Origin of the sequence: Streptococcus oralis subsp. dentisani (assembly GCF_002860905.1) — a bacterium.
GTDB classification, from domain to species: domain Bacteria; phylum Bacillota; class Bacilli; order Lactobacillales; family Streptococcaceae; genus Streptococcus; species Streptococcus oralis_BA.
The window spans coordinates 531,097-548,577 of sequence record NZ_PKIG01000001.1 but is presented as its reverse complement, the minus strand read 5'-3'; the positions used below and the strand labels follow the sequence as shown (position 1 = coordinate 548,577).

At 40.1% G+C, this 17,481-nt stretch carries 19 protein-coding genes and 2 pseudogenes; 11 read left to right on the top strand and 10 right to left on the bottom strand.

Annotated elements, in window-relative coordinates:
• Positions 1-3: 3 nt before the first annotated feature.
• From CYK16_RS02720 to nrdI, 3 genes are all read left to right on the top strand, one after another.
• Positions 4-1,290: a response regulator transcription factor gene (locus tag CYK16_RS02720; RefSeq protein WP_060805930.1), complete on the top strand. Its 1,287-nt coding sequence runs from the start codon at positions 4-6 to the stop codon at positions 1,288-1,290.
• A 60-nt stretch (positions 1,291-1,350) separates the two neighbouring features.
• Complete coding sequence (locus CYK16_RS02715) at positions 1,351-1,884, top strand: ABC transporter permease (RefSeq protein ID WP_060805931.1); 534 nt, start codon at positions 1,351-1,353, stop codon at positions 1,882-1,884.
• Between the two features lie 77 nt (positions 1,885-1,961).
• Complete coding sequence (gene nrdI / locus CYK16_RS02710) at positions 1,962-2,432, top strand: class Ib ribonucleoside-diphosphate reductase assembly flavoprotein NrdI (protein WP_000849610.1); 471 nt, start codon at positions 1,962-1,964, stop codon at positions 2,430-2,432.
• Between the two features lie 398 nt (positions 2,433-2,830).
• Here nrdI and CYK16_RS02695 read toward each other — a convergent pair whose 3' ends face one another.
• The 3 genes from CYK16_RS02695 to CYK16_RS02685 form a co-directional block, all read right to left on the bottom strand.
• On the bottom strand, positions 2,831-4,093 hold the full coding sequence (locus CYK16_RS02695; RefSeq protein WP_023945135.1) for an NRAMP family divalent metal transporter: 1,263 nt from the start codon (positions 4,091-4,093) through the stop codon (positions 2,831-2,833).
• A gap of 215 nt (positions 4,094-4,308) precedes the next feature.
• Positions 4,309-4,767 (bottom strand): DUF3021 domain-containing protein, encoded by a 459-nt coding sequence (locus CYK16_RS02690; protein WP_060805932.1) that lies wholly within the window; start codon positions 4,765-4,767, stop codon positions 4,309-4,311.
• On the bottom strand, positions 4,764-5,204 hold the full coding sequence (locus tag CYK16_RS02685; RefSeq protein WP_060805933.1) for a LytTR family DNA-binding domain-containing protein: 441 nt from the start codon (positions 5,202-5,204) through the stop codon (positions 4,764-4,766). Before CYK16_RS02685 ends, CYK16_RS02690 begins: the two co-directional genes overlap by 4 nt.
• A gap of 205 nt (positions 5,205-5,409) precedes the next feature.
• Between CYK16_RS02685 and mutL the strand changes: the two genes are divergently transcribed.
• The 7 genes and pseudogenes from mutL (at position 5,410) to CYK16_RS02640 (ending at position 9,595) form a co-directional block, all read left to right on the top strand.
• Positions 5,410-7,359: a DNA mismatch repair endonuclease MutL gene (gene mutL, locus CYK16_RS02675; protein WP_101776615.1), complete on the top strand. Its 1,950-nt coding sequence runs from the start codon at positions 5,410-5,412 to the stop codon at positions 7,357-7,359.
• 15 nt (positions 7,360-7,374) lie between these two features.
• Positions 7,375-7,968 carry a Holliday junction branch migration protein RuvA gene (ruvA, locus tag CYK16_RS02670; protein WP_101776614.1) on the top strand — a complete coding sequence of 198 codons (594 nt, stop codon included), beginning with the start codon at positions 7,375-7,377 and terminating at the stop codon, positions 7,966-7,968.
• Positions 7,969-7,977: 9 nt separating this feature from the next.
• Positions 7,978-8,163: pseudogene (locus tag CYK16_RS02665) on the top strand (DNA-3-methyladenine glycosylase I); the annotation flags it as partial.
• A gap of 187 nt (positions 8,164-8,350) precedes the next feature.
• A complete protein-coding gene (locus CYK16_RS02655; RefSeq protein ID WP_001813542.1) occupies positions 8,351-8,596 on the top strand; it encodes a hypothetical protein in 246 nt (81 codons plus the stop codon).
• Positions 8,593-8,928 (top strand): DinB/UmuC family translesion DNA polymerase, encoded by a 336-nt coding sequence (locus CYK16_RS02650; protein WP_000806926.1) that lies wholly within the window; start codon positions 8,593-8,595, stop codon positions 8,926-8,928. The genes CYK16_RS02655 and CYK16_RS02650 overlap by 4 nt, the downstream gene beginning before the upstream one ends.
• 12 nt (positions 8,929-8,940) lie before the next feature.
• Entirely contained in the window at positions 8,941-9,309 is a 369-nt protein-coding gene (locus CYK16_RS02645) for a hypothetical protein (protein ID WP_000567222.1), read from the top strand.
• On the top strand, positions 9,296-9,595 hold the full coding sequence (locus CYK16_RS02640; RefSeq protein ID WP_001072467.1) for a DUF5960 family protein: 300 nt from the start codon (positions 9,296-9,298) through the stop codon (positions 9,593-9,595). The genes CYK16_RS02645 and CYK16_RS02640 overlap by 14 nt, the downstream gene beginning before the upstream one ends.
• 117 nt (positions 9,596-9,712) lie before the next feature.
• Here the strand turns inward: CYK16_RS02640 and msr(D) are convergent, their stop codons facing one another.
• The 3 genes from msr(D) to CYK16_RS02625 all read right to left on the bottom strand — a co-directional run bounded on the left by msr(D) (position 9,713) and on the right by CYK16_RS02625 (position 12,970).
• Positions 9,713-11,176: an ABC-F type ribosomal protection protein Msr(D) gene (gene msr(D) / locus CYK16_RS02635; protein WP_000420313.1), complete on the bottom strand. Its 1,464-nt coding sequence runs from the start codon at positions 11,174-11,176 to the stop codon at positions 9,713-9,715.
• A 20-nt stretch (positions 11,177-11,196) separates the two neighbouring features.
• Positions 11,197-12,414 (bottom strand): macrolide efflux MFS transporter Mef(A), encoded by a 1,218-nt coding sequence (gene mef(A), locus CYK16_RS02630; protein WP_000417519.1) that lies wholly within the window; start codon positions 12,412-12,414, stop codon positions 11,197-11,199.
• 385 nt (positions 12,415-12,799) lie between these two features.
• A complete protein-coding gene (locus tag CYK16_RS02625; RefSeq protein ID WP_000873143.1) occupies positions 12,800-12,970 on the bottom strand; it encodes a hypothetical protein in 171 nt (56 codons plus the stop codon).
• A gap of 543 nt (positions 12,971-13,513) precedes the next feature.
• Between CYK16_RS02625 and CYK16_RS02620 the strand changes: the two are divergent.
• Positions 13,514-13,951 (top strand): annotated as a pseudogene (locus tag CYK16_RS02620) (DNA-3-methyladenine glycosylase I); the annotation flags it as partial.
• 84 nt (positions 13,952-14,035) lie between these two features.
• Here CYK16_RS02620 and CYK16_RS02615 read toward each other — a convergent pair.
• The 4 genes from CYK16_RS02615 to CYK16_RS02595 all read right to left on the bottom strand — a co-directional run bounded on the left by CYK16_RS02615 (position 14,036) and on the right by CYK16_RS02595 (position 17,379).
• Positions 14,036-14,299, bottom strand: a complete 264-nt coding sequence (locus CYK16_RS02615; RefSeq protein ID WP_000166114.1) for a SemiSWEET family transporter — start codon at positions 14,297-14,299, stop codon at positions 14,036-14,038.
• A gap of 105 nt (positions 14,300-14,404) precedes the next feature.
• Positions 14,405-15,439, bottom strand: a complete 1,035-nt coding sequence (locus CYK16_RS02610) for a S66 family peptidase (RefSeq protein WP_101776612.1) — start codon at positions 15,437-15,439, stop codon at positions 14,405-14,407.
• Between the two features lie 306 nt (positions 15,440-15,745).
• Positions 15,746-16,423, bottom strand: a complete 678-nt coding sequence (locus tag CYK16_RS02600) for a DUF1129 domain-containing protein (protein WP_060805937.1) — start codon at positions 16,421-16,423, stop codon at positions 15,746-15,748.
• Positions 16,424-16,434: 11 nt separating this feature from the next.
• Positions 16,435-17,379: a magnesium transporter CorA family protein gene (locus CYK16_RS02595; protein ID WP_000815623.1), complete on the bottom strand. Its 945-nt coding sequence runs from the start codon at positions 17,377-17,379 to the stop codon at positions 16,435-16,437.
• Between the last annotated feature and the right edge of the window lie 102 nt (positions 17,380-17,481).

Below are 17,481 nucleotides of genomic sequence, written 5' to 3'. Positions count from 1 at the left end.
AAAATGTATAAAGTATTATTAGTAGATGATGAGTACATGGTGACAGAAGGTCTGAAACGTTTGATTCCCTTTGATAAGTGGGATATGGAGGTCGTCGCAACAGCCAGCCATGCCGATGAAGCCCTCGAATATGTTCAGGAAGATCCTGTCGATGTGGTCATTTCCGATGTCAATATGCCCGACAAAACAGGGCTTGATATGATTCGGGAGATGAAAGAAATCTTACCAGATGCTGCCTATATCCTGCTCTCAGGTTATCAGGAGTTTGATTATGTCAAAAGAGCAATGAACCTTAGTGTGGTGGACTATCTGGTCAAGCCTGTTGATAAGGTAGAGTTGGGAAATCTGCTGGAGAAGATTGCAGGTCAGCTTGGCGAGAGAAGAAAGAAAAGTCAGACTCTCAGTCAAGATTTAGACGAGGCTGGATTTGTTAGTTATCTAGGAGGTAAGGAGAATTGGTGGATAGGTCTATCCAAGGAAAAGCAAGGTTCCTTCACCATTCCCTACTATGTGTTAGGACAAGATTGGCAGATTTTCATTTCTGACCAACCCCTAGATGGTTTAGTCGTTACACCTTTTGAAGCTCCTTATCAAGAACACTTTGAACGCTGGAAGCTGAATGCTGAGAAAGCTCTCTTTTACGGTTCTGTAAATCTAAAACAGTCTCAGAGTCTCTTTGCCTACTACGAACCGATTTATAGGGTTATCATTCAGGGGAATCTCAATCAAATCGTGGAAGAGTTAAACCTTTTGGAGAAGGTGGTTCTTGAAAATACACCGCGTGTTCCGATTACCAAACAGCTTTTTATCCAGTTTGTCATGGATGTTTTCCATTTGTTTGAACATCTCAAAGCTGATGATATGACGGACATTGTCAAAACCATTCATGCTATTCAATCCTTCGATGAATTGGTTCCATATATTAAGGAAACTCTGACTCGATTCTTTGGACAATATCGTATGAATGAAAATGTGGTCAGTGTGCTGGAAGTCATTGGGCGTGATTATCAGAAAGAACTTTCCCTCAAGGATATCAGTAAGGATCTCTTTATCAATCCTGTCTATCTGGGGCAGTTGATTAAGCGTGAAACCAATTCGACCTTCGCAGAGTTACTAAACAAACAACGCATTAAGGCTGCCCAGCAACTTTTGCTTTCAACTAGTGACAGTATCGAAGATATTTGTTATGCTGTTGGTTACAGTAATGTTGGATATTTCTATAAAGTGTTCCGAAAATTGTGCGGAAAATCACCAAAAGCCTACCGAAAACAGGTAGAAACGATACTATAAGACTTGTATTCCCTTACAAAAGGTGCTATAATATCAATAATAATATCAGGAGGTTCTATCATGAAAAAGAAACCAATTTACCTATGGGTCTTGCTAATCTTGTCTGCTCTTATTTCAGCTATGTCTCTGTTTGGAATGTTGAGTCCCTTACCTAGCAAAGAAGCTCTTCGTGCCGCTCAGAAACAAGTTGCAGGGGTCAGTGCTCAGCAATTAGAAGACCAGCTTAATTACAACTATGGAGTAGCAGAAGCGTATCATTCTATTTTTAATATGGCCTTGATTGTGCTATCTGCTATTTTAGTGGTCGTAGCGATTGTCTTCCTTATTCGTAAGAATTTGCAATATGCAAACTATACTTACGTTGGCTATGTTTTGTTAGCTATTATCGGTTCGATTTATGGCTATGTTGGTTTACAGGACGCTGTGCAGTTGGTTCAAGATGAGACCATGCGTTTGACAATGAGTATTGGTTCAAAAGCTGTCAGCATTTTCTATATCGTCATTAATATTCTCTTCCTAGCTCTTGTCTTCTATAAGATGTGGCGACAACAGAAAGCCTTGGCTGAAGAAGAGGAAACAGAAGAAGTTGCTTAAGTATTGACAAAAAAGAGCTATCAAGTTACAATCTTGGTAGTTCTTTTTCGATTAAAAATAAAATCATGGAGGAAAATATGAAGACAATTTCTTTAGTTTATATTAGTTTGAGTGGCAATACTGAGAGTTTTGTGACGCGTTTGAAAGACTATCTCTTGTCCCAGTACGAGGGAATAGAGGTTCAAAAGATTCATATCAAGGATTTGGTCAAAGAAGGCCAAGATTTTTATGAAATGGACCATCCCTATGTCGCTTTTTTGCCGACCTACCTAGAAGGTGGGAATGGCGTTGATAACGGAGATGTAGAGATTTTGACGACACCAGTGGGGGATTTTATCGCCTATGGTGACAATGCTAGTAAGTGTTTTGGCGTGGTTGGCTCAGGAAATCGTAACTTTAATAACCAATACTGCCTGACAGCCAAGCAATACAGTCAACGTTTTGGTTTCCCTGTCTTGGCTGACTTTGAAATGCGAGGTATGCTGGAAGATATCAAACGTGTCGCAGCGATTATCGCAGATTTGTATGAGTTGGAAAGGGAGAATTAATACTCAATGAAAATCAAAGAGCAAACTAGGAAGCTAGTAGCAGGTTGCTCAAAGCACAGCTTTGAGGTTGCAGATAGAGCTGACGTGGTTTGAAGAGATTTTCGAATAGTATAAAGTTCTTATAAGAGGTGGTTGAAGTTGTTCAACTGTTTTTTGAGTATAAACAGTCTTTGAGAACGTAAAAAAGCATAAGTTCAGGTATTCAAAACCTTGTTCTTATGCTTTTTATTATAGAAATATTTGCTGAATTTTCTCTTGAAATGAAACCTTATACTCAATGAAAATCAAAGAGCAAACTAGGAAACTAGCCGCAGGCTGTACTTGAGTACGGCAAGGCGACGTTGACGTGGTTTGAATTTGATTTACGAAGAGTATTATCTTCATCTCGCGCTTGTCAGTTAACCTGCTTTTCCGATTGCGAGTGCGTAGATAAAGAAGATGGCGAAGCCAAAGAGGAAAATCAATCCTGCAATGGCAAGGTGTTTGAGCCAAGAAGGAAGATTTTTGTTTTCACGCGTTACCAAGGCGTAGTTCAAAAGAGCGAAGAATGGTGTTGTCAGGAAAGAACCAATCATGGCAAAGCGGAGCATGGTTGAAACCTGACCAGCGAAGAACTTGATAATGACGATACCGATGATAGCAGTGATGGTCATCCAGATGTTCAAAGATTTACTACTGTCTTCTTTTTGACTGATTAGCAGTCGGAGAGATTCCTGATTGACACGAGAATAGCCATCGATAACAGTGATAACTGTTCCAAAGATACACAGGAAGGCAATAAAGGTAATCAAGTAACGGGACCATTCACCAAGAACAGAGGCATACATGCCCACGAATTGAGAGATGTATTTGGCTGAAGCAGCTTCAACTGCTTGCCCTGTAGGATATTGAATCAATGCTCCCAGTGCTACAAAGAACACAGCTAGGATAGCTGTTCCAATGTAACCAACGTTAAAGTCAAATAGAGCGTCCTCGGTGTTAAAGTTGACGGTCTTTTTCTTTTCAGCAGACCAAAGTGAGTTGATAGCTGAAATTTCAATAGGAGCCGGCATCCACCCTAAGAGGGAAACGATGAAGGGTAGAGCTGCCATTTGCCAAGGTGTCTTTTCGACAAAATCAGAGCTGTATTCGGGATGCTTGATCGCCGCGATGATAACTGCAAGAACAGTTGCAATGGTCAAAGCTGACATGATCCATTTTGCCATGCCGTCTAAGAGTTTGTAGCCTCCAAAGAGCAACATAGCCCAAATGATTGCAACGAGAATGAGGGACCACTGAGTGATGCTAAGACCGATCATTGGGAAGGCACTGGCGATGATAGCTGAGCACAGAATGGCGACACCAGCTGTGTTGACCATAGCCGAAAAGACATTGAGAATAAAGAAAATCCAGAGATAGAGTTTTCCTTTTTCGGCATAACCTTCAACCAAAGTCTTTCCAGTATCAGCGGTGTATTCAGCACCAAAACGGAAAAATGGATATTTAAAGACATTGGCTAAGATGACCAAGAGAAGTAGCGACCACCCGTAAGAACCACCAGCTTGAGTGGAAGATACAATGTGAGAACCGCCAACAGCAGCAGAAGCCATTAGGATTCCAGGTCCCATTGCTTTTAGTTTACTTGTCCAGGTTGATTGATTTAACGAAATAGCTTGTGACATGATAGATGCTCCTTTTTGAATTTTCAGAATAATCTGGATATGTAATCTATATTCTACAAAAAAATTTGGAAAAATGCAAGAATATTTTGAAAAAAGATAGAAAATTACAGAAAATTTACAAAGAAGATCTGAAAATAACTGCTATGATAGTAAGGTGCAGCAGGATAAAGAAAAACCGAGAAGTTTCTTTCTCGGATTTGCTTATTATGAGGTTCTTACTTTCTATGCTCCAAGAGTTGATTGATATGGTCTACTTTTTTTGATGTTCTTTTATAGGAAATAGCCCAAATGATGAGGTAAACAATCGCAAACTCGATAATGAGCTGGAGATAGAAGAACCAGTGGAAAGGAAACCAACCTGCTAGAGTTGCTAGTGGGACAAAGCCAGCCAGCATAAGGAAGAAATGAGTCAGAGTGGCACGAAGCATGCTCCAGTCACGGCTGAATAATCGCTTACCAAAGTTGAAGAGAATACCAATGGCTGCCCAGATAAGAGTGCAGTAGAGCAAGATTAGGGCACCGTGAACTTGATGTTGAGTCATTACTTGACCGACGAGAGATTCAGGGCTAAGTGGAGCGTAGGTATTTGGTGCATAAATGAGTGAAAAGATGATAGAGAGGATGAGACCGATGAGGACACCAGTAGCTGCGTCGTGAAATACTTGTTTTTTCATAGTTCTAATTTCTCCTTGATGGTTTTTAGGTAACGGCGTGAAGAGTAGGTGAAGCTTTCGTTTTTCAAGAAAATTTCTACTAGGCCGTTGGGGGTGAGCTTGAGATGAGAGATAGAGTCGATATTGATGATTTCTGATTGGGAAATTTGGATAAAATTGGTTGGCAGAATTTCAAGGACCTGATAGAGTCGCAAATCAATGCTGTAGGTCTGACTCGCGGTTTCTGCTAGAACCTTCCGATTCTCGATATAGAAGCGTTGAATCTTGCTAATCTCAACGAGATAGACCTGATTATCGATCTTTCCTTTGATTTTTTCTCTTTGGTCCAGATTTTCTGCAAATTTGATAACTTTTTGGACTTTTTCGGTCTCTTGAGGTGCTTGGACAATCAATTTTTCCTCCTCGTAAGTTTCACTAATCTGTAGTTCTACTTTCATAAATTTCTCTCCTTGTTTTTCATACAAAATTGTGATCACTTCTTGTACACCTTTATTAAACACTATTTTACGACACCTGGCAAGAGACTTTGTTTATGCGGAGGGATTTGGCTCCTATGTGGTGGAGCTTTTCTGTCCTATCTGAAATATGGTATAATAGCACTAATCAATTTCTAGGAAAATAGATACAGAAAGGGGCTGAAAAATGTCTCATATTATTGAATTGCCAGAGGTGCTGGCAAACCAGATCGCGGCAGGAGAGGTTATCGAGCGTCCAGCTAGCGTTGTTAAGGAGCTGGTAGAAAATGCTATTGATGCGGGATCTAGTCAGATTATCATTGAGATTGAGGAAGCAGGTCTCAAGAAGATTCAAATCACGGATAATGGTCATGGAATTGCCCACGATGAGGTAGAGCTGGCTCTGCGTCGTCATGCGACCAGTAAAATAAAAAATCAGGCAGATCTCTTTCGGATTCGGACGCTTGGTTTTCGTGGTGAAGCCCTTCCTTCTATCGCGTCTGTCAGTGTACTGACTCTGTTGACGGCTATGGATGGTGCGAGTCATGGGACTAAGTTAGTCGCGCGTGGGGGTGAAGTTGAGGAAGTCATTCCAGCGACTAGTCCTGTGGGAACCAAGGTTTGTGTGGAGGACCTCTTTTTTAACACGCCTGCCCGTCTCAAGTATATGAAGAGCCAGCAGGCGGAGTTGTCTCATATCATTGATATTGTCAACCGTCTGGGTTTGGCCCATCCTGAGATTTCTTTCAGTTTGATTAGTGATGGCAAGGAAATGACGCGGACAGCAGGGACTGGTCAACTGCGTCAAGCTATTGCAGGGATTTACGGTTTGGCGAGTGCCAAGAAGATGATTGAAATTGAGAATTCTGATCTTGATTTCGAAATTTCTGGCTTTGTGTCCTTGCCTGAGTTGACTCGAGCTAATCGCAATTATATTAGCCTCTTCATCAATGGCCGTTATATCAAGAACTTTTTACTCAATCGTGCTATTCTTGACGGCTATGGTAGTAAGCTTATGGTAGGCCGTTTTCCACTGGCTGTCATTCATATTCATATCGACCCCTATCTAGCGGATGTCAATGTGCATCCAACTAAGCAAGAGGTGCGGATTTCCAAGGAAAAAGAACTGATGACCCTGGTTTCAGAAGCTATTGCAAATAGTCTCAAGGAACAAACCTTGATTCCAGATGCCTTGGAAAATCTTGCTAAATCGACCGTGCGCAATCGTGAGAAGGTGGAGCAAACTATTCTTCCACTCAAAGAAAACACACTCTACTATGAGAAAACAGAGCCGATAAGATCCAGTCAAGCTGAGGTGGCTGATTATCAAGTTGAATTAACTGAGAAAGGGCAAGACTTGACTTTGTTTGCCAAGGAAACCTTGGACCAATTGACCAAGCCAGCAAAACTGCATTTTGCAGAGAGAAAACCTGCTAACTACGATCAGCTAGATCACCCAGAGCTAGATTTAGCCAGTTTGGATAAGGCCTATGACAAGCTGGATCGAGAAGAATCATCAAGCTTCCCAGAGTTGGAATTTTTCGGGCAAATGCACGGGACTTATCTCTTTGCCCAAGGGCGAGATGGGCTCTATATCATAGACCAGCACGCGGCTCAGGAACGGGTCAAGTATGAGGAGTACCGTGAAAGCATTGGCAATGTTGACCAGAGCCAGCAGCAACTCCTAGTGCCTTATATCTTTGAATTTCCAGCGGATGATGCCCTCCGTCTCAAGGAAAGAATGCCTCTTTTAGAGGAAGTGGGCGTCTTTCTAGCAGAGTACGGGGAAAATCAATTTATCCTGCGTGAACATCCTATTTGGATGACAGAAGAAGAGATTGAATCAGGCATCTATGAAATGTGCGACATGCTGCTCTTAACCAAGGAGGTTTCTATCAAGAAATACCGGGCAGAGCTGGCTATCATGATGTCCTGCAAGCGGTCTATCAAGGCCAACCATCGTATCGATGACCACTCAGCTAGACAGCTGCTTTATCAACTTTCTCAATGTGATAATCCCTATAACTGCCCCCACGGACGTCCTGTTTTGGTGCATTTCACCAAGTCAGATATGGAAAAGATGTTTCGACGCATTCAGGAAAATCACACCAGTCTCCGTGAGTTGGGGAAATATTAAACTAAAAGGAAAACTATGTACGAATATTTAAAAGGAATCATTACCAAAATCACTGCTAAATACATTGTTCTTGAAGTCAACGGTATCGGTTATATCCTGCATGTGGCCAATCCTTATGCCTACTCAGGACAAGTCAACCAAGAAGCTCAAGTTTATGTGCATCAGGTGGTGCGTGAGGATGCGCATCTACTTTATGGATTTCGTTCAGAGGACGAGAAGAAACTCTTTCTCAGTCTGATTTCGGTTTCTGGGATTGGTCCTGTATCAGCTCTTGCTATTATCGCTGCCGATGACAATGCTGGCTTGGTTCAAGCCATCGAAACCAAGAATATTACCTACTTGACCAAGTTCCCTAAAATTGGCAAGAAAACAGCCCAGCAGATGGTGCTGGACTTGGAAGGCAAGGTAGTAGTTGCTGGAGATGACCTTCCTGCTAAGGTCGCAGTGCAAGCAAGCGCTGAAAACCAAGAATTGGAAGAAGCCATGGAAGCCATGTTGGCACTGGGCTACAAGGCGACCGAACTCAAGAAAATCAAGAAATTCTTTGAAGGAACGACAGATACAGCTGAGAACTATATCAAGTCGGCCCTTAAAATGTTGGTCAAATAGGAGCAGAGCATGACAAAACGTTGTTCGTGGGTCAAGATGATCAATCCTCTATATGTAGCCTACCATGATGAGGAGTGGGGTCAGCCCCTCCATGATGATCAAGCATTGTTTGAGTTGTTGTGTATGGAAACCTATCAGGCTGTGCTGAGAGCTTTCTTCTATACTAATAGACGAAAGGGTGTGAAAATGATTTTTAAATGATACTGTGGAACGGAACAGTAGCCCTAGTATTGACTACTGTCGTTTCTATTCATATTGGCTATTCTAGGACTGAGATGAAAAAATCTATAAATGCTCAGAATAAAATTGAACCCGCAAATCTCCCCAAAACAATGGTGAGTCATGTACTTGTATTATTCCGAAAAAATACACCTCTGGTGCAGTGAGACAAATTGGTGTATCTTATAGTGGCTTCGTAGATGAAAGCTATACTCTACTATCACTCTTTGATGATGTAGAACAAATTGAAAAAGATAATAGACTTCAGACAGCTATTGATGTTGTCAGAGAACAGTTTGGTTTTTTAGCCATACAAAAAGGAACCGTCCTAACTGAAGGTTCCAGAAATATTGAACGCAGTAAACTTATCGGTGGTCATTCCGCGGGTGGATTGGAGGGATTAAAATGAAACAAGAAAAAAATACAGTACAATTTTCAGAAATCCGTAGCAAAGGATGTAATGATATTGAAATGCTTGAAAGATTTTTACATGGAATCGTTGAAACAGCAACTTCAAAACTTCGTCAGAGAAAACTCAAAACAACTGAAATATCGATACGACTAGTACATGCTAAATCTGAAAACCGATTACCATTGGAATTTACATTTAGCATTAAGCCAACAAGCTCATCTGTGATAATCTATACTGAGGTAATCAATCGCTTTAAAGAATGTTACACAGGTGGGGGAATTCAAGGTTTTACGATTCAATTTGATAAAAATACCCTTGCCTCTGCATAGAAAGGATTTGATATGATTGACCGTTCATATTTACCATTTCAATCAGCAAGAGAGTACCAGGATACAAAGATGCAAAAATGGATGGGCTTTTTCCTATCTGAACATGCATCAGCACTCTCTGATGATACAAACAAAGTAACGTACATGTCTGACTTATCACTAGAGAAGAAATTATTACTCCTCAGTCAAGTATACGCCGGGCAGCTACGCACACGCATTCAAGTGATTGAAAAAAACAAGCGTGTTTCCTACACTGGAACAATACCAAGTCTGACCAAAGATTTCATTTTGATAAAAACTACAACAGGTCACATCAATTTGAAATTAAAAGACATTATTAGTATTGAACTTGTCGAGGAGGTGCTCTATGAATCAGCTTGAGTTTCAGCGTAATCACCTACAAATGGACTATTATAGCGAGAGCTACCAAGATTTTGAACGTGACTTCTACCGCTACTCTAACATGAATATTCCATTGACCTTCCTAACTGATGATATCCTAAAAACAATGGCGACTTCACGTAAGAATTACTTTGTCCTCAATAAGGAAAAGTCCAGAGATAACCGCGATCACTTCTTCATATTTGAAGTAAGTACCGTAGATGAGAATCCGCTAATCTATCATTATACATATAAGAAAACTACAATATATTTAGCAGAAAAATAGGAGCAGTTCAATTGACTGTTCCTATTTTTAATATTCATAAAATCTAAAGTCTTTATACTCTTTAACAATGGAGTCGCCAACCAGAACAGACTATACTGACCAGCGACTACCTTAAATTTAATGTTTCAGATTTATTTTCTTATCTCTAATTTCATAAACTACATCTGCTACATTTTCGAGTAATCGTTTATCGTGGGTGATAAACACGATAGTTCCGGTGTACTCCTTCATTAGTATTTCCAAAGCCTCTAAACTTGGTATGTCAAGGAAGTTACTGGGTTCATCCATTATTAGGATGTTATATCTACCCATGAGCATTTTAGCAAGCAACAATTTTATAATTTCTCCACCGCTTAAAACAGATAAACTTTTTCCAATATCGTTCTGTTTGAACCCCATAGATGCTAGCACTGAACGAATTTCTGATATATTGTAGTCACAATCCTTCTGCATAAACTCCATAACATTCTGATTACTGTTGTACTTGTAACCATTCTGTGCAAAGTAACCTATTTTTGCCTTAGGCGAAATAGAAATTCCTTCTTCATGGTTTAAGATCATTTGGATTAAAGTTGTTTTTCCGATTCCATTACCACCAGTTAACGCCACTTTTGCTCCTAACGGAATTTGAAAAGATGCATTTTCAAACAGAGCCTTATCCCCAAATACTTTATTAATTTCTGCACCGACTATAGGGTATGGATTATGGAGCTCCAATGCTTTACTTTGCCTGAAACGAATTCTGCGAATGCCTTCCGGAGCTTCTACTTTTCCTAAGGCCGCAATCCTGTGCTCTAGGGTTTTAGCAGCATTATACATCTTTTTTTCCTTACTTCCTATTGATTTTTGATGAGCTAAACGCCCTCCGTCTTCAGTACTTTTTTTCTTTGAAGAACCTTTTGCCTTCTGTTCTATTTTACGAGCCTGTTTTCGCTTTTCCTCCGCAGCCCTTTCCAATCGGGCACGTTCCGCAATAAATTGTTCGTATTCTGCAGCTTGGCTCTTACGTTCTTCCTCTTTCTGACGAAGATAATCAGAATAGTTTCCCCAATACTCAGTGATTTTGCCATCTTTCAGTTCCCATATTTTATCTACTATTTCATCAAGAAAATAGCGGTCATGGCTAATAACTAACAGTGCACCTGTAAAATATTTTAGCTGTCCTATTAGAAAATCAATTCCTTCACGGTCTAAATGGCTCGTAGGTTCATCCGCTAAAATACCATGAACCTGTGCCGATAAGGCCTGTGCTATTTTAAGCCTTGTTTCTTCACCACCGCTCATAGTCTGTATATTTAATTGCTCAACACCTAGCTTGCCTACAAGTGCAAAATCTTTTTCCTCCTGCAGAGTTACTTCGTCCAACTGGGGAATATAGGCAAGTTCACCCAGACGATTCATTTTACATCCTGGGGGAGTTAATTCTCCTAAAAGTACCCTGAGTAAAGTGCTTTTTCCAGCACCATTTGCTCCTACTAAACCAATACGGTCATAATCATATACTTCTAATTCATTTATATCTAAAACATCGCGTCCTTTGAATTCCACACGAATGTCTTTTGCTTTTAATATTAATTCCATAACATTTCCTCCAATATTGTTTATTTTAAATCTAATTTTCTAACCTCAGTTATCATTTGGCAAACTATAGCAATGCCAATAATTAAAATACCTGATAGTAAAAACCAATGATTTACACCGATTTTATCAGCAAAGAATCCAGAAAGAATTAACCCAATTGGCATAGCAAGTGACATGATACTTCCGATCAAAGAAAATACACGTCCTAAATATTCAGGCTTAATTTTCTCCTGAAAAAGAGCTGTTTGCACACCGCTATAAAATGGCACCGAAAGCCCCATTATTGCACAGCAAACTACGAATATTACAAATCCATTTGGAGGAAGTATTCCCGAAACGGCTAAACTGGTCCCCATTATAAAAAATGAACTTGTTATTAGTAATACATGCTTTTCGAAGCCCCCTAATCTTCCTAATAATAAGCCTCCTGCTAGCATCCCAAATGCAAAGGAAATTTCCGTAATAGAAATATGCACAGGCGTTCCATTAAAGTGTTCCATGCTTATTAAAGGAAATAGTGCATTGATTGGCATATAAACAAAAGTATATAGTGTTCCTAAGAGTAATAAGGCAAACAATCCTTTGTTTTGTCTCAGAACCACAACTCCTTCTTTCATCTCCCTTATGAAATTTGGTTCTAAACTTTGCACTTGATTACCCAGCTTAGGTATACGTACAATTGCTACCGTAATAGATGCAATCACAGCACCCAATACGTCGATGGCAATAATAGCATTTAAATCCCAAACGGAGTATAAGAGTGCTGCAACTGCCGGACTAACAATATAGCTTATAGACTGCAAAGACTGACTATAGCCTGCGCATTTCGTTAGCTGTTCTTCTGGTACTAAAAGTGGTGTAACCGCATTGAGTGCTGGGGTATGAAAAGCTGTTCCAATGCTACGGATAAACAATACTATCATAATCATCCAGACAGGTAGCTCCATACAGAATGCAACAATAGCAAGCACTGCACCAGCTGCTGCGATAATTAAATCGGCACCAATCATTATCTTCTTCCTATCATGACGATCCACTAGCACACCAATGGCAGGTCCCAAAATCGCATAGGGTAAAAAACCTACTAATGAAGCCATAGACAAGACCATCGCAGATCCTGTTTTTTCTGTAAGGTAAAAAATAATCGCCATTTGCAGGATGGCACTAGTGATTAATGATACTGCTTGCCCTGCCCATATTGCATAAAATTTTCGTTTCCAATTGTTGTATTTTTCCATTTATATTATCTCCTGCATATTATTTTGCTTGAATTTCTATTTTGAATAGCATTCTAGGCAATAAAAAATGCAGGCCAAACCCCACAATGTGGCTTTTGGTCTGCATACATACAATTTGGAAACATTCATATTAAAGACATAGTTAAATAAAGGTATAGTTAAATAACCAATATCCTCACCGTAACTAATGAATGCTCAATATCGTATAAATAAGCACAACAAAAAAGCCTATCATCGGGTATAGATTCTGCTTTTTTTATTGCCAGCTTATCTTAAACGCATTGAGGCTGTCATAGTTTCGGTTCCTCCTACATCTTTGTTTATATCAATTTATAGTATAACACAACAAGATGATATGTTCAATATAAAAGTTATGGAATGAGACTCATACTTCCAATTCGATGCCAGATTTAAAGGATATGACGAAGTTTTCTTCATAGACTGTAACGCTCTGGATTATCTTCCTTAGTAGCAAGCGATTAGCTTTCACAAAATCTTCTGTTTGTAGTTTTAAAAATTCATCAGGATTTTCTAACTCAACCTCAAAATATTTCATTTTACATTCCCTCATTTCATTTATTGATAAATTGAGTTTGCAAAAAAGAGTGGACAATTTTTGTCTACTCTTAACCTTTAAAATAGTTTTTTTTAATCGATTTGAAGTTGCCTAAATTATTACTTATTCGGTAAAATGAAGTATTGCTTTCAACAGATTTCCTTCAACTACACTTCACTTGATTCAAACAAGGTGGGTACATTTCTATTCCCACAAACTCCTTGTCAATGGAAACAAACACGTACCCACAGGGTAAATGGAAATAGAAACTGATAATTTCTAGCTATCACTTCTACTCATTCCAAAAATTTTCTCACTCTGATACTTACCCACCATAAAGCAAAAAGCCTTGCAATCAAGGCTTTCATTATCCCTTTCGTTCAAAGGTTTCTAAGCTTTTACGAGCAGAGCGACACACTCAGCGGTTCGCTATCTCCGTTCTGTCTGCGTGCTAGCACTTGTCAATCACGGACAGCTATCGCATGGGCGGAAGTAAATGCTAATCTTCGTCGTTTTACTCCTTGACTAGCAAACTTACCGCCTCAACATGGCCTGTCTTGGGAAACGGTACTCAACAAACGCCAAGCTTTCCGAGAAGCCTTTCATGGCTATCAAATTCAAGCGGTCGCAGAAATGACAGATGCCGAATTGGAAAACTTGCTGGAGAATCCAGCCATCATCCGAAATAGAGCCAAGATTTTTGCTACACGCGCTAACGCCCAAGCATTTTTACGACTACAGGAAGAATATGGCTCTTTTGATGCCTATCTTTGGTCTTTTGTTGAGGGGAAAACGATCGTTAATGATGTTCCCGACTACCGCCAAGCCCCAGCTAAAACACCCTTGTCTGAGAAATTAGCCAAAGATCTCAAAAAACGAGGCTTCAAGTTCACAGGCCCAGTCGCCGTCTTGTCTTTTCTACAGGCTGCAGGCCTAGTTGATGACCACGAGAATGATTGTGAGTGGAAAAGCAGCAATTAGCGAGTATAGGTAACTAGAATATTTGAGAATATAGAAAAAAGCTGAGAAACTCTTCCCAGCTTTTTATATATACTAGTATATTTGTTAGAGTGAAGTCAGAAAAGTGATTCCACCTAAAATAACACCAGCTGAATTTGGAATGATTAGTATCCAATCCTTCTTAGGTTCCTTTGTCCATCCATAAATAACCCAGATTAAGCAAGATATTGCAGCTGATAAAGGTTGAAATGGTTGAGCTTTATTTCCTTGTAAATTAGCGATAATTTGAGGTATGTAGGCAATAAATACTATAATTCCAATAAAGGCACCAATAGAACCTACGATTCGATTAATTTTTTGTTTTGTCATATACACCTCCTTTAAAAGGATACCATAGAAATTAGCGAAATGCAATAAATTCAGATACAAATTGTAACGAAAACCAATACAAAAGCACAAAAATAGAGAAACTATTTATTTTTTGTTATAGTCAAAGCGAATGACTTGTTCCTGTGCATCTACATGAGCATGGACCCCAAAGGGGACAATTGCTCTTGGAGTTGCGTGGCCGACATTCAAATTATAGACAATCGGGATATTGCTATCAATGATATCCAATAGTGCGTCTTTATAGTCATCATAGAAAGTTTCATCCATAGGTTTCCCGACCAAGAGTCCGCTGATGACTTCGAATATCCCAGTGTCTTTCAAAGCCCGCAACATCTTTTTGAAGTCTTCTGGCTCAGGCTTTTCTTCGCTTGTCTCTAGCAAGAGAATTTTTCCTTCCCAGTCTGACAAGTCAGGGAAAAGTTTGTATTTTTGGCAGAGCTCCGTGCTGTCTGCGTATCGAGAGTTGTCAAAGATATCGTAGAGAGATTCGAGGCAACCACCGAGGATTTCTCCCTCGAACTGGGCATTTCCTTGTAACAAGTCAAAACCAGTATTTGTATGATTGATACGAGGTGTTCCCAGAGCCTTGGGACTGAAGTCAGTCCTTTCCTCATACCAAACGTGACTAGGGCGGATTTCTGAGATTCTTCCAGTCTCAATCAATTCTTTGAAGTAGTGAAGGCTATAGGCTAGCATTTCCTTGTCCAATTCACAAATGTCTGCTAAAAAGGATTGCCCATAAAAAGTCTTGATTCCTAGTTTATGCAACATGAGATGGTTCATGGTTGTATCTGAGAAGCCAAGAAAAATTTTTTGTTTGATAACCTTTTGGAGTTGGTCATTTTCAAAAAGATAAGGTAGTAAGCGATAGGTATCGTCTCCACCGATGGCACAAAGGATCATATCGATGCTATCATCAGAAAAGGCATGAATCAAATCCTCTGCACGAGCTTCAGGATGGTCCTTGATAAAGTCTAATCCTTTTTGCGAATGGGGCAAAAAGATAGGATTGAGTCCCAGGTCCTTGAGACGTTGGACACCCAAGTCCACTTCATGTTTGACAAAGTCCTCTCCGATAATGCCACTAGATAAACTAACAATACCGATAGTAGAAATCATATCTCATCCTCCTAGAAATAGATTGAGCCTATTTTATCACAAAAGATAAGAGAAAGCTATGTGGGATGTCAGAAGAATACTTTTAATACTCTTCGAAAATCTCTTCAAACCACGTCAGCTTTGCCTTGCCGTACTCAAGTACAGCCTGCGGCTAGCTTCCTAGTTTGCTCTTTGATTTTCATTGAGTATGAGCCTATTTTATCACAAAAGATAAGAGAAAGCTATGTGGGATGTCAGAAGAATACTTTAAAATCAAGAAAGTAAGTGAAAAAGCAACCGCACCTGCAGTTGCTTTTATCATTCTTCTTAATAGCGTGTTGGTCCTGCGCTTGCGCTGCGGATGTTCAAGCGTTTCTTGAGATAGAAGCGAAGGGCTAGGAGGGCTGCTCCGATAATAGCCAGTGGCACTGGAGCAAGTACGGGGTTAAGGCTAGTTGGTAGGAAGCTTGTTGCAAAGAAGACAAGCAACCAAAGGAACATAGAAGCTAGGATAACCAGTACAGATTTCCAGAAAGGTGGACGTTGACTGCGATCCATATCAGGCCCGTAGTATTGGTAAACAAAGTAGTACATCAAGTAGAAGGCAAATCCACCAACCAGTCCAACTAAGAGGAGAGTAATCAATCCATAGCCGAAAGCTTGATCTGCCGCAAAGAAGGTTGTGAGTGCGCTGACGAGGGCAAAGAGGCTAGTGATGAAAAGAGCTGAGTCCATAATCATGAGTTTTGGATCATCATTTTCTTTTGGATGCTCTTTTTCATATTGTTCCTTGACAGTGAAACTATGAGCCCAGTGGGTCGGTGCGCCATAGAGGGAACGAGCAGTCGTACCCTTGGCTTGTTCTTCAAGAATTTGAGGAATGACTTCCTCAAAAATAGCCTTGATTTCAGCGTCTGATTTTCCATCTTTGATGAATTGTTGGGTAGCGATGTGGACAAACTCTTGGTTTTTCTTAGTTAATTTTTGTAGATCAATCTGAGACATAGGAACTCCTCTTAGAACCATTTTTTATGGATGAGATAGAGAGTGAGCGAGACACTCATAGCAAAGGCGATAAAGACGATTAACCAAAAAGCATTTGGTTCACCGTTTAGGGGGATTTCATTATCCTTAAAGTTCATCCCGTAGGCAGAAAAGACCATGGTTGGGATGGACATGACGATGGTCACAAGGGCCAAGGTTTTCATGATGTTGTTCTGGTTGTTGGAAATGATAGAGGCAAAGGTCTCTGTCATAGAGTGCAAGACGTTTCCATAAATGTCTGCCATCTCGATGGCCTGTTGGGTTTCAATCAGGGTATCTTCAAGCAGGTCTTCGTCCTCAAGGTATTTCTTGATATTGCTGGTTGAGCTGGTCAATTTCTTAATCACACGCTCATTTGTTTTGAGGGAAGCCTTGAAATAGACGATAGTTTTTTCCAATTCCATGAGCTCAATCAATTCTTCATTACGAGTTGATTGATGCAGTTGACTTTCGATTTGTTCACTCTTACGGTCAATCGAACGAAGGGCTGTTAGGTAAAGTTCTGCATTGCGATAGAGAATCTGGAAGATAAAACGTGAGCGCATGAAGGTATAGAAATTACGCAAACGACGGTTGATAAAGACATCAAGGACTGGTAATGGTTCCAAACACGTAGTGATAATGGTTTCCTCAGTGATGATAATACCAAGCGGGATGGTGACGTAGTAGGTGCGGTTATTTCTTTCTTCTGTGACAGGCACGTCAACGATAATCAGGGTGTACTCGTCTTCAATGGTAATACGAGACATTTCTTCCGCATCGAGCGGTGCTCGGAGGTCGGCAATATCAATATCGAAGGCGTTAGCGATTTCGAGTGATTCATTTTGAGTCGGATTGACGAGATTGATCCAAGTACCCGGTTCAAGCGTATCGATCTCTTTAAATTCAGTTGTTGTAGAGAGAAAAACTTGTTTCATATCCCTTATCCTTTCTCATTTTTCAGATTTTTTCACACCGTACTATTATACTACAAAATCGGCCTTTTGGGTAATAGAATCTCACTTTTTTTGGTATAATGG